This window comes from Streptomyces sp. NPDC001056, from assembly GCF_053598955.1.
In genome coordinates this window covers 135,099-147,600 of record NZ_JBSFLI010000004.1, presented here as the reverse complement: position 1 = coordinate 147,600, position 12,502 = coordinate 135,099, and the positions used below count along the sequence as shown (strand labels likewise).

Here is a 12,502-nt window from a genome sequence, read left to right as displayed (position 1 = left end):
AGTTCGTGTCGCGGCGGGCGGGGCGGTCCGTTTCGCCGGGGCGGGCGGGGCCCGGTCAGTCCGGTTCGTGCGCGGCGGGCCATCGCCGGGAGGGGCCGTCCAGCAGTTCCCTCGCCTGCAGCGCGAGCCACAGTTCGGCCAGGTCCGCGGTCTCGGCCAGGGTGCGGCCCGTGATCTGCTCGACCCGCTGCATCCGGTACATCACGGTCTGCTTGTGCACGCTCAGCGCCGCCGCCGTGCGCTGCCACGACCGGCGGCAGTGCAGGAACGCCTCAAGGGAGGCCACCAGTTCCGTGCCGTGCCGCTCGTCGTACGCCAGCAGGGGACCCAGGGTCCGCTCCACCTGCCGGCGCGCCTCGTCGACGCCGCGCAGCACGGTGTACCCGTGGTCGTCGCCGTAGCGGGCGCTTCGGTCGGGCCGTGACGCCGCCACCGTCAGTGCCCACATGGCCTCGCGCTGCGCGGCGGGTATCCGCCGAGTGGTGCCGAGGGGGTCGCTGATGCCGAAGACCGCCGAGTCCCCGAGCTTGCGGCGCACGGCGGCCAGAGCGTCGTCCTCGTCCGGTAGCAGCGCGTACAGCAGCGGGGCCCGGCTGAGCAGGAGCCAGGGAATGCAGTGCCGCTCCAACATGAGGTGCAGATCGCGCTGCCCGGCCCAGTCGCCACGCCGTACGGCCACGAGCACGCAGCCCGACGGTTCCAGCCCGAAGTCCGCCAGTTCCCGTTCCGCGGTCGCCTCGTCGGTCCGCGCATCGAGCATGTGGGCCAGCAACTCGGCCCCGATGCGCCGCCGGTGCTCCATCGTCATGCTGTGCCGCGCGACCTCAAGGGCCGCGACGGTCGCCAGGTGGTGCAGCAGCGAGGTGTCCGACGCCGGGGTGGGCAGGTCCACGGCGACCAGCACGGTGGGCTCCGCGGCCGGGATCTCCACCATCAGCGCACGGGCCCCGCCGGGGAGCGGCAGGTGCACCACACCCGGCATCTTCCCGTCTCGCTCCCGCACGGCGTCGAGCACGGCCCGGACCAGTTCGGGTGCGGGCTCCGGCCGGGAGGCGCCCAGCGGGTGGCCGGTGCGGGGGTCCAGCAGGTGCAGCCGGCACCCCAGTTCCCGCGCCACGCGGACGACGGGTGACTCGCTGGGAGTGCCGCCGAGAGCGTCGCGCACCGCGGCGTACACGCGCTCCACCTGGGCGACCCGTGCCGCGTCCGCGCGCGAGTTGGCGTCGGCGACGGCCCGCGAGATCGCCGCGAAGCTGACCGCGTACGGGGCGATCAGGACGGGCACGCGGCAGGCTTCCGCGGCCACGGCCAGTTCATTGCGCAGCGGGGGCGTACGCGGATCCTCACCGATGACCAGGCCGCTGGCCCCGGCGTCCGCGATCCCCCGCAGCAGCCGGGCCTGTTCGGGACCGGAGGAGGGCATCGTGAACCCGTTGCGCATCAGGAGTTCGTCGCCGGCCATCCAGTCCCGTGCCGTGTCCAGGTCGGAGGCGTGCGCCCAGGACACGGTGCGGCCGAGCCCTTCACCGCCGGCGAAGAGGCTCAGGCGCAGGTGGGGCAGCCCTAGGAGGTCCGCGACGCTCGTCCTCATGATCGCCCCCGGCTTACCTGACTTCCCCTGGCTTGTTTCTTCGCCGAAATACTCCTATGTGATCGTTCAAAGAGCAATCCCCGGACTTTGCGATCGCCTCGTGGATCGGGTGGCCCCAGCACGATCACACTGCTCACCACCGCAGACCACCCTCGCACCGAGGACCAGTGACGACACGAGGAGCTACCCCATGAGCAACAGATCACCAGCGGTGGCGGGTGCGGACGGCGCTCCCGCGTCCGGAGCCGGAGCCGGAGCCGGAGCCGGAGCCGGAGCCGGAGCCGGAGCCGGAGCCGGAGCCGGAGAGCAACAGCTCAACCGTGGATTCAGTTTCCGTTCCGCGTTCTCCCTGGCCTTCGCCGACGTGTCGCCGATCGTCGCCCTGTACGCGATCTTCACACTCGGTCTGTTCACCGCGGGTCCCGCGTTCTTCTGGGCGTTCCCCGTCGTGCTCGCGGGCCAGCTGATGGTCGCCCTGGTCTTCGGGGAGATGGCCTCCCGCTGGCCCTTCGCCGGCAGCGTCTACCAGTGGGCACGGCACGTGCGGGGCGCGTCCTGGGGCTGGGCGGCCGCGTGGGCCTATGCCTGGGGACTGACCATCGCCCTGTCGACCCTCGCCTACGGCGCGTCCGGGTTCCTCCTTGAGGCGCTCGGGGTGGAAGCACCGAGCCGGGCGCAGACGGCGGGCACGGCGCTGGCCGTCCTGGCGATCGGCAGCCTGGCCAATATGATCGGCCGCAAGGTGCTGAAGGTCATGGTGATCGCCAGCATCCTGTGCGAGATCGTCGGCTCGGTGGGACTGAGCACCTATCTGCTCCTCTTCCACCGGGTGAACCCGGTCGGCGTGCTCTTCGACGGGTTCGGCACCCAGGGCACCGGCTCCTGGCTCGGCGGCCCCATGCTCATCGCCGTCGCCTTCGTCGGCTGGTCGTTCGTGGGCTTCGAGTCGGCCGGGGCGATCGCCGAGGAGGTGGAGAACCCCGAGCGCAACGTGCCCAAGGCGATCATCCTGGCCCTGCTGTCCGTCGCCGCCCTGGTGATGTTCTCCAGCATGGCGATCATCCTCTCGATCCCGGACCTCGGCAGGGTGATGGCCGAGAAGACCGGCGACCCGGTGACGTACACGCTGACCAGCCATCTCGGTGAGGCCGTCGGGCGGCCCCTGTTGCTGATGTTCGTGATCGGTTTCGTCTCCAGCTTCCTCGCCGTGCAGGCCGCCGTCTCCCGCTGCCTGTGGGGCTCGGCCAGGGACCACGCGCTGCCCGGTTCGCGCTGGCTGGCCCGGCTCGCGGGCCCGGAACGCCTGCCCGTCAACGCGATCGCGCTGACCGCCCTGGTGGCCGGAGTCCTGACCCTCGTCGCGGGATCCGAGCTGTACAGCGTGCTGGTGAACTTCACCACCATGGGCTTCCAGGTCTCCTTCGCCATCCCCGTCGTCGGAGCCCTCATCGCCCGGCTGCGCGGCACCTGGCGGCCCGGCGCCTTCAGCCTCGGCCGGTGGGGCACCCCCGTCACGGTGCTCGCCGCGCTGTGGACGATCGCCCAGACCGTCAACATCGCCTGGCCCCGTGCCTCGATGGGCCAGGAGTGGTACCTGCGCTGGAGCATGGTCCTGACCACCGGGATCCTCGCCGCCGTCGGTGTGGTCGTCTTCCTGTCGGTCCGCTCCCGTATGAGGGAGCCGCTGGCCGAACGCCTGGCCGCCGCGCCGGAACCCGTGGCGGTTCCGAGGCAGGCGCCCCCCGTCGCCGCCGAACCGTCCACCGCCGAGGAGCCCGCGCAGCCATGAGCTCAGCATTCCTCGAACCATCCCGGCGCCGTACCGCGCTGGTCACCGGCGTGGCGAGCGGCATCGGAGCGGCCTGCGCCGCCGCCCTCGCACAGGCCGGATGGCTCGTCGCGGGCCTCGACCTGCACAGCTCCTCCGGGGAGTCGACCGCCCTGACGCTCACCGCCGACGTCGCCGACCCGGCCTCGGTGCGGGAAGCGGTCCGCCTGACCGAGTCCCGGCTCGGCCCGGTCGACGCCCTGGTGACCGCGGCCGGCCACTACGAGGCCACCGCCGTCGACGACATCACACCCGAACAGTGGACCCGGATGCTCCGGGTGCACCTCGGGGGGCTGGTCAATCCGGTGCGCGCGTTGCTGCCCGGAATGACGGAGCGCGGGGGCGGCAGCATCGTGGCCATCACCTCCGAACTCGCCATCGGAGGAGGCGAGGACGGAGCCCACTACGCGGCGGCCAAGGGCGCCGTCATCGGAACCGTGCGCAGCCTCGCCGCCGAAACGGCCGCTCGGGGCATCCGGGTCAACGCCGTCGCGCCCGGTCCCACGGACACGCCACTGCTCGCCCCGGACTCGCCCTGGCGCGCCCCCGCCTATCTGGAGACGCTGCCCACCAGGCGTCTCGCGCGTTCGGAGGAGATCGCGTCCTGTGTCCTTTTCCTGCTCGACGAGGGCACATTCTGCACCGGAGAAGTACTCTCCCCGAACAGCGGAGCGGTGATCTGATGCCGACCCGGACCCCACCGGCCGTGAACTCACCGGCCGGGGCTCCACCGACCGAGTCCAAGCGCCCGCACGTCGGAACCCGTGCCCTGGTGACGGGAGCGGTCCAGGGCATCGGTCGTGCCATCGCGGCACGGCTGGCCGCCGACGGGGCCCTCGTCGCCGTCAACGACCGCGTACCAGGGCCCCGCCTGGACGAGGCGGCGGCCGCCGTGGGCGGCGTGTGCGCGCCCGCCGACGTCAGCGACCGCGCCCAGGTCCGCAGCCTCGTGGCACGGCTGGGCGAGAAGATCGGCGACATCGACGTCCTGGTGTGCAACGCCGCCTACATGACCATGGGCGACCTCGCCACGCACGACGAGGACGACTGGTGGAAGGTCGTCGACACCAACCTGACCGGCACCTTCCACGTCATCCAGGCCGTGCTGCCGGGGATGCGGCGCCGCGGGCGCGGGCGCATCGTGGTGGTGTCCTCGGAGTGGGGAGTCACCGGCTGGCCCGGGGCCACCGCCTACGCGGCATCGAAGGCCGGGCTGATCTCCCTCACCAAGAACCTCGGCCGTGAGCTGGCACCCCAGGGCATCCTCGTCAACGCCGTGGCCCCGGGCGTCACCGACACCCCGCAACTGCGGGTGGACGCCGAAGCGGCCGGCCTGTCCCTGGACGAGATGCGCCGCTCCTACGCCGCCGGCATCCCGCTGGGCAGGATCGGGCGCCCGGAGGAGATCGCGGCGGCCGTCGCTCTTCTGACCGACTTTCGTATCGGCTCCCTGGCGGGCCAGACACTGCAGATCAACGGAGGAACCAGCCGGTGCCGCGCATGACCCCGCCCGTCGGCCAGACCGACGGCCAGACCAGCCCCCGCTACGCGGGCCTGACCACCTTCGCCCGGCTGCCCCGGCTGGAGGACGTCGACGGCTACGACGTGGCCGTCGCCGGGGTGCCCTTCGACGCCGGGGTCACCTTCCGGCCGGGCGCCCGCTTCGGCCCCTCGTACATCCGCCAGGCATCACGCCTGCTGCGGCCCTACAACCCGGCACTCGACGTGCTGCCCTTCGGCCGTCAGCAGGTCGTCGACGCGGGCGACCTGCCCTGCAATCCGTACGACATCGCCACCGCCTCCAAGGAGATCGAGGAAAGCGCCCACGCACTGATCAGTGACGGTGCCCGGCTGGTGACCCTCGGCGGTGACCACACCATCGCCTATCCGCTGCTCAAGGCCATGAACAGGGTGCACGGTCCGGTGGCCCTGGTGCACTTCGACGCCCACCTCGACACCTGGGACACTTACTACGACGCCCCACTGACGCACGGCACCCCCTTCCGCCGCGCCGCGGAGGAGGGACTGTTCCTGCCGGGGGCCAGCGCCCACGTCGGCATCCGGGGCTCGCTCTACGACCCTGGGGACCTCACGGACGACGCCGAACTGGGCTTCACCATCGTGCACTGCGCCGACTTCGAACGGCTCACTGTCGCCGACGTCGTGGCGCTGCTGCGCGAGAGGATCGGCGACGCGCCGCTGTACGTCTCCGTCGACATCGACGTACTCGACCCGGCCCACGCCCCCGCCACCGGCACCCCGGAGGCCGGCGGGCTGACCAGCCGCGAACTCCTCGGCATTCTCCGGGGCCTGCGCGGGCTGAACCTGGTGGGCGCCGACGTCGTGGAGGTCTCACCCTCCTACGACCACGCCGACATCACCTGTGTCGCCGCCGCCAACCTCGCCTACGAGTTCGTGTCCCTGGCCGCCCTGCGCCCCGGGGCCGACGCGTGACCCCCGCCCCCGCCCCGCCGGTCACCTGGCCTGCGGGCAAGCGGGCCGCCGCCTCGTTCACCTTCGACGTGGACGCGGAATCGGCCGTGCTCAGCACCCACCCGCAGGCCGCCGACCGCATGTCGCTGATGAGTCATCAGTCGTACGGCCCGCTGGTCGGCGTACCCCGCCTCCTGCGCATGCTGGAACGGCACGGCGTCCGAGCCACGTTCTTCGTGCCCGGCTGGACCGCGCGCCGCCACCCCGGCACCGTGCGGGCCATCGTCGCGGCCGGACACGAGATCGCCCACCACGGCTATCTGCACGAACCGCTCACCGGTACCGACGCCGCGACCGAGGCGTCCTTCCTGGACAAGGGGCTCGACGCGCTCGAAGAGGTCGCCGGGGTACGGCCCGTCGGCTACCGGGCGCCCATGTGGGAAATCACCCACCGGTCGCCCGGCCTGCTCGCGGACCGGGGTTTCCTCTACGACAGCAGCCTCATGGACGCCGACACGCCCTACGAACTGGCCGTCCCCGGCGGCCGTTCCCTGGTGGAGGTCCCCGTCCAGTGGGCGTTGGACGACTGGGAGCAGTACTGCTACCTGCCGGACATCTCCGGGACGGGGCTGATCGAGAGCCCTCGCAAGGCGCTGGAGATCTGGACCCTGGAGTTCGAGGCGATGAGAAAGGAGGGCGGCTGCTTCGTCCTCACGACGCACCCCTTCCTGAGCGGCCGCCCGTCCAGGGCCGCCGCGCTGGAGGAACTCGTGGAACGCGTGGCAGGCTGCGCCGACACCTGGCTCGCTCCGCTGGCCGACATCGCCCGGCACACCCGCTCGCTCGCGCTGCCGCCCCGCGTCGTGGACCGGCCCGACCCGCAGTTGTGACACGAGCCGGCTGCGGCGAGGAACCGGCCGGGGATCGCCCCCCCCGAATGGCGGCACCGTCACCGGGGCGGAAGGAGCCCGGCTGCACAAGCGGCTGCGCACGGCCGCCGAACTGATCCGTCGGGTGCGGTCGCGAGGGTGTCCAAGTCGTTCGTCACAGACTGATCTTGGGTGCCCTCGTATCGTCCGCGCAGTTTCTGCATGGGTTCGCTCAGCTGGGCTCGACGGGCTGTTCGAGGAGCTCGTCCGGGCTGTCGAATCCGCAGCGCCGGTACGGCGGCGCGCTGCGCTCGGAGGTCGAACTTCGACGGACGACCGCCGCGGGACCCTCGCTTCTGCCGGTTGCGGACGCGGTCTGCGGGGACCGGGATGGTTGCCTTGATCCCGCGTCCACGCAGGCAGGGCCGATTGCGGCGGGACGACCGCCGCTGCGTCCGCCGTTCGGAAGCCGTCCGTCGCGCACACGCCTACGGCCCATTCGGCCGTACCGCACATGACTTCGAAGCGTCCGAAGTGCGCTCGGCGATGAGCGCCCAGCTCATCCGTGCGCGCGATCACGGACATTCACACGAAGGCCGGGAACGATCCCCGGGCCCTCCCGCCTCAGCGCACGGTGATGACCAGCTTGCCCGTGGTGCGACCCGTCTCTCCTTGAACGTGGGCGCGGGCGCCTTCGGCGAGGGGGAAGGTGGCAAAGACGTGGGCGCGGAGCCTGCCCCGGTCGACGAGCTCGGCGACGGCGCGCATCCCGGCCTAGTCGTGCTCGACGAGCAGGGTGACGGCGCGGACCTGTGCCTTCTCCGCCGCGGCCAGGGTGTCCTCGGCGCCCGGCAGCAGGGAGATGAGGACGCCGCCGGGGCGCAGCACGCTCACGGACCGGGTGGCGGTCTGGCCGCCGAGGGCGTCGAGCACGACGTCGTAGCGCTCCTCGGTGTCGGTGAAGTCTTCAGCGCGGTGGTCGATGCAGGCATCCGCGCCGAGCTCGCGCAGGAAGCCGTGCTTGGGGGCGCTCGCCGTCCCGGTGACGTGTGCGCCGCGCTCCTTGGCGATCTGTACGGCGAGATGACCGACGCCGCCGGCTGCTGCGTGGATCAGCACCCGCTGCCCGGCTTGGAGGTCGGCGGTCTCGACGAGGGCCTGCCAGGCGGTGAGCGCGGCCAGTGGCAGAGCGGCCGCCTGAACGTGGTCGATCCCGGCCGGCTTGGTGACGAAGGCGCGGGTGGGGCCGGTCACGTACTCGGCGTGGGAGCCGGCCCCGTACGGGTAGGGCAGCATGCCGAACACCTCGTCACCGGGCCGGAAGAGGGCCACGCCGAAGCCGGTCTCCACCACTGTGCCGGAGACGTCCCAGCCGAGGGTCAGCGGCGGGGGCGGCAGGAAGATTCGCATGGCGCGGTGCTTGAAGTCCGTGGGGTTGAGTCCGGCCGCGTGCACGGCGACGAGGATCTCGCCGGGGCCGGGCGTGGGCCGCGGAAGCTCGGTCATCTGCAGGACCTCGGGGCCGCCGAGGTCCGTCTGGTGCAGGGCGAGCATCACCGGGGCGCCGTTCGAGGCGGCGGGGTCCGCTGCGCCCGTGGCGGCCGGGTTCGGGGAGTTGAGGTTCTCAGGGGTCTCCGTCGAAGTCATGCCTCGATCCTGGCTGTACGGTCCGGCCGGGGCGATGGCAAGAAAGTCAGCCTCCGATACATTCTTGCCATGCCCATCGACACTCCCCCCGCCCGCCCCGCGGCCGTCGCGCCCTTCCGGGCTTGTGACCTGGCCGAGCGCGCGGCGGAGCTGGACCGCTGGATGCACCCCGCCCCCCGGCCTGGCTCCCACAAGGTCGTCGTCCTGGCCCTCGACGGCGTCTACCCCTTCGAACTCGGCATCCCGCACCGGGTCCTGGGTTCCGCCGATGGCCGCTACGAGGTGCTCTCCGCGAGCGTGGACGGGCAGCCCGTGCGTACCGACGCGGACCTGACCGTCACCCCCCGGCACGGTCCCGAGGTGCTGGCCGAGGCGGACACCGTGGTCATCCCTCCGTACGCGATCTCCCGGGCCTCGGCCACCGCCCCGGACCCGCGGGCCCTCGCCGCCCTGTCCCGCGTCCGCCCCGGCACCCGTCTGGTGTCCATCTGCACCGGCGCCTTCCTGCTGGCGGCCGCCGGTCTCCTGGACGGGCGCCGAGCCACCACCCACTGGGCGCTCGCCGACCACTTCCAGGAACTGTTCCCCCAGGTCGAGATGGACGCCGGCGTGCTCTTCATCGACCACGGTGACGTGCTGACCTCTGCGGGGGCGGCGAGCGGTGTCGACGTCTGCCTGCACCTCGTGCGCCGGGACCACGGCAGCGAGGTGGCCAACCACGTTGCCCGTTGCTGCGTCGTGCCGCCGTACCGGGACGGCGGGCAGGCGCAGTACATCGAGCGGCCGCTGCCGCCGACGGGCGAAACCGGCACAGGGTCGACCCGCGACTGGGCATTGCAGCGGCTGGACCTGCCGCTCTCGCTGGACGACCTGGCCGCGCACGCGGCGATGAGCACCCGTACCTTCGCCCGGCGCTTCCGGGAGGAGACCGGTCTGAGCCCCGTCCGCTGGCTGACCCAGCAGCGGCTGCGGCGGGCACGGCACCTGCTGGAGTCCAGCGACCTGCCGGTGGAACGGGTCGCCCACGAGGTCGGCTTCGCCACCGCCACCTCGCTGCGGCGGCACCTGGCGGCCGAAGCGGGGGTCTCCCCTTCGGCCTACCGGCGCACGTTCCGTGCCTCGGGTCCGGCCGCGGGCTGGGCCAGGGAAGCCTCAGGATCTGCTGCGAGCCGGCCGCGTGCTGGTGGGCGCGCACGGTGGTGAAGTCGGCCGAGATGTCCCAGTCGACCTCACCGGCCGCGTCCGCTTCAGCCCGGACCTGCTGAAGGAGGCGCTCCCAGGACCCGTCGGCCGACCACAGCCGGTGTCGTTCGCAGACCGCTTTCCACGGCCCGAACCGCTCGGGCAGGTCCCGCCCCTGCACACCGGGTCCGCACCCGGTGCAGTATCCCGTCGATCACCTGTCGATGGTCCGGCCACCGGCCACAACGCCTGTTGCCGGCCGGCTCCGGCGGGCCGAAGTACGCGGCCGAACCCGCGCTCGACCCCCCGGTTCGCCGCCGAGGAGAGCGCGGCGGGCCGGACGGTCGTGGCCGGAGCGATCGGGCCCGGCGCGGCTCAGGTCCGCTCCGTCGCCCAGGCGTTCCGCAAGCGGTACGGCCGCCCGCCCGGTTGCTGGGCGACCGAGGGCCACGACGCGGCGAACCTGCTGGTACGGCAGCTCATCCAAGTGCTCGCGCCGGACCCGACCGGCCTCGTGATCCTGATCGACCGAAGGGTCTCCCGGACAACGCCGGCGGCGATGATTTCGCTCGTCACGCCGGTACACGTCGTCGATCGGGGCCGCCTCGCTCGGATCGGCCATCAACCCTCCGTCGTGTTCGGGGTTCTCTCCGGGACGTACCGGGATTACGCGATGCAGGCGGCCCCGAGGACCCGGGCAACGACGTCGTCGAGCTCCTGGGCCAGGCACTCGGCGGCGATCACATGGTCGGGGCGGATGATGGCGGCGCCGACCGGGCGCGCGTCGAACCAGGCCTGCAGGCCCGACTCTCCGCCGAGGTCGCCGATGACGGTGACGCCGGCCGTGGCATGCTTGCGCGCCCACGGCAACTGCGCTTTCGGCACCACCTGCACGAGGCGGGCGCCGAGCCGGTCGAGCGCGGCGCGCCGGGGGCCCGACAGGAACGCCGTCGGGTCGTTGTTCCAGGTGAGGATCCGCCAGCCCTGTCCGGTCGCGTCGTCGAGCAGCATCTCGACGCCGTCGGCGTCGGTGGCCGTCGGCTGGGGGAAGATCGACCCGGCCAGGCGGGGCACATCGCGGTCGGGCAGCGTCTTGAACGTCGGCAGCGGCGTGCGAACCACCACGCCCTGGTCGAACTTCGGCTGGGGTTTGAACGCCTGCCGCTTCTGGGCCTCCCGCTCCTCGGGGGTGCGGTTGGCGGCGATCCGGTCGCGCTCGGCGGCCTTCTGCGGATCGTGGTCGGTCGTCTCCATCGCCATCCCGAGGGAGACGGCCACCATCTGCGTGACGTGGCGGCCTTGTCGACGTGGATCGGCCGGGCGATCTCGAAGTCGAGGGCACGTCGTGAACGACAACCCGGGGAGCCTGCTGTGCTCGTACACCTACCCCGAGCCTCGACCTGACCGCGGGCGCGGTGACGGACCGACAGCGCACCCCGCGCCGGCGACCTGGCGCAACCCCGCGGTCGGCGCCCTGCGACTGAACGGCGCGAAGAACATCGCCTCCGGCCGTCGCCGCAATGCGCGTGACGCCCGCCGACCCGTCACGCTCCTCGGCCTCGCCCGAGCACGAAATGGACGTCAATCGACTACGCCGAAGCCTGAGGCTGCCGCAGAATAACCTCAGGCTTTGATCTTGGTCTTCCCAATGGCTCCCTGGACCGCTCAGGGGTCGACCGGGTCCGGCGGATGCATTCTCGGTGTTCTCTCAGGCCGAGACCGAGAGGTAACGCCGCCTCAGATGGTCGGGGTGTCGTCAACAACCGGCCTGTGAATCTCGACGACCGGCTTCCACCCCGGGGAGAACTCGATGAAGTCCGCACGGGTGGGGTAGGTGTCGATCGCGCGACGGTCACGCTTGGGGCTGTCGCCCCCCTTGCGACCCCGGGGAATCTGCTCCTCGAAGATGTCGACCTTCACGTCGGGAACCTCCTTGAGGCCCTGGCGCCAGATCTGCACGACGTCGGCGCCGAACGCCTGCCGGGCCGCGGCGTAAAGGGCCGTGAGGGCCCCCTTGTCCCCACCAGGGACGAAAAGCGCCAGGTCCAGCACGACGCCGGCGGACCGGATGACCTCGATGGTCACCGAGCCGTTCTCGTCGGCCAAGTAGATTCCGGCTTCATTCTCGTCGTCGGGAAGGCAGGAGACCTCTTCCTGGAATACGGTTCTCGCCGTGATCGAACCGCCCTCGAAATCCTCACCGGACTTGGTCAGAAAAGCAGGGACATAGCAGTCGGGAAGCTTGAGTTCTGCCGTGTCGGCGGAAACGAAGATCCTGTCGTTCACGCCGAGCTTCGTCACCTCTTCCAACGAGAGGCGGCGAGCGGCGATCTTCTCCGTGTTCACGATTTCCCTTTCAGGTTGCACTGTCCCTCCGAACAAGGACGCTACCACGAAACCGTGAGGTCAACTGCCCAGTACTCTTTGGGTAAATGGCCTGCGATGACCTGCACGGGAGGATACCGAAGCGAGCGCCGCTCGGCCGGGAACACGCATCCGCCAGGTAGTGTCCCTCGTCCTGGTGTTGGGAATCAACTGGCGGTTGCATTGCGGTGCGTTGGGTAGCACGGAGGAACCAAAAGAGAGTATCGGCGGATATCACCCATATCGCCTTCGGGGAGGTCGCTGCGAGGTAAGGGGATCCATTCGTCGTGCCTCTCGAAGAGCGCAGCGGAAACAGAGCGACTGGTCCGACAACGCAACAACGGAGACCCCCACCGGCAGCATCTGGATGGAGCGCGAACCGGAAGTCGCCTACTACCGCGGCTACGCGAAGTCCGCGTACGCCATGCGTCAGCCGCAAGTCGGCACATGAAGAGGTGGCCTGCGGCTGACTGTCCTTTTCAAGAGCGCCCAGGTAGCTCTCGACTGCCCAGGTAGACCACTCCCACGCACCGGCCTCGCCGCGCAGCTCCTCCCGGGCATCCGGGAACGTGGCCGGCTCGGCCGCCC

General features: G+C 71.4%; 9 protein-coding genes and 1 pseudogene. 6 read left to right on the top strand and 4 right to left on the bottom strand.

The window, feature by feature from the left end; all coding sequences use genetic code 11:
- Positions 1–55 precede the first annotated feature (55 nt).
- Positions 56–1,591: a PucR family transcriptional regulator gene (locus ACWDD7_RS07075; RefSeq protein ID WP_450456638.1), complete on the bottom strand. Its 1,536-nt coding sequence runs from the start codon at positions 1,589–1,591 to the stop codon at positions 56–58.
- A 190-nt stretch (positions 1,592–1,781) separates the two neighbouring features.
- Between ACWDD7_RS07075 and ACWDD7_RS07070 the strand changes: the two genes are divergently transcribed.
- From ACWDD7_RS07070 to ACWDD7_RS07050, 5 genes are all read left to right on the top strand, one after another.
- A complete protein-coding gene (locus tag ACWDD7_RS07070) occupies positions 1,782–3,380 on the top strand; it encodes an amino acid permease (RefSeq protein ID WP_450456637.1) in 1,599 nt (532 codons plus the stop codon).
- On the top strand, positions 3,377–4,102 hold the full coding sequence (locus tag ACWDD7_RS07065) for an SDR family NAD(P)-dependent oxidoreductase (protein ID WP_450456636.1): 726 nt from the start codon (positions 3,377–3,379) through the stop codon (positions 4,100–4,102). The genes ACWDD7_RS07070 and ACWDD7_RS07065 overlap by 4 nt, the downstream gene beginning before the upstream one ends.
- 89 nt (positions 4,103–4,191) lie before the next feature.
- Positions 4,192–4,923, top strand: a complete 732-nt coding sequence (locus ACWDD7_RS07060) for an SDR family NAD(P)-dependent oxidoreductase (RefSeq protein ID WP_450456635.1) — start codon at positions 4,192–4,194, stop codon at positions 4,921–4,923.
- Positions 4,920–5,873, top strand: a complete 954-nt coding sequence (gene speB / locus ACWDD7_RS07055; protein WP_285555533.1) for an agmatinase — start codon at positions 4,920–4,922, stop codon at positions 5,871–5,873. The genes ACWDD7_RS07060 and speB overlap by 4 nt, the downstream gene beginning before the upstream one ends.
- Entirely contained in the window at positions 5,870–6,742 is an 873-nt protein-coding gene (locus ACWDD7_RS07050) for a polysaccharide deacetylase family protein (protein ID WP_450456634.1), read from the top strand. The genes speB and ACWDD7_RS07050 overlap by 4 nt, the downstream gene beginning before the upstream one ends.
- A 603-nt stretch (positions 6,743–7,345) precedes the next feature.
- Here the strand turns inward: ACWDD7_RS07050 and ACWDD7_RS07045 are convergent.
- Positions 7,346–8,368: pseudogene (locus ACWDD7_RS07045) on the bottom strand (NADP-dependent oxidoreductase).
- Positions 8,369–8,437: 69 nt separating this feature from the next.
- Here ACWDD7_RS07045 and ACWDD7_RS07040 point away from each other — a divergent pair.
- Positions 8,438–9,571, top strand: a complete 1,134-nt coding sequence (locus ACWDD7_RS07040) for a GlxA family transcriptional regulator (RefSeq protein WP_450456633.1) — start codon at positions 8,438–8,440, stop codon at positions 9,569–9,571.
- Positions 9,572–10,216: 645 nt separating this feature from the next.
- Here ACWDD7_RS07040 and ACWDD7_RS07035 read toward each other — a convergent pair.
- Positions 10,217–10,831 carry a hypothetical protein gene (locus tag ACWDD7_RS07035; protein ID WP_450456632.1) on the bottom strand — a complete coding sequence of 205 codons (615 nt, stop codon included), beginning with the start codon at positions 10,829–10,831 and terminating at the stop codon, positions 10,217–10,219.
- A gap of 456 nt (positions 10,832–11,287) precedes the next feature.
- Positions 11,288–11,896 (bottom strand): hypothetical protein, encoded by a 609-nt coding sequence (locus ACWDD7_RS07030; RefSeq protein WP_351866954.1) that lies wholly within the window; start codon positions 11,894–11,896, stop codon positions 11,288–11,290.
- Between the last annotated feature and the right edge of the window lie 606 nt (positions 11,897–12,502).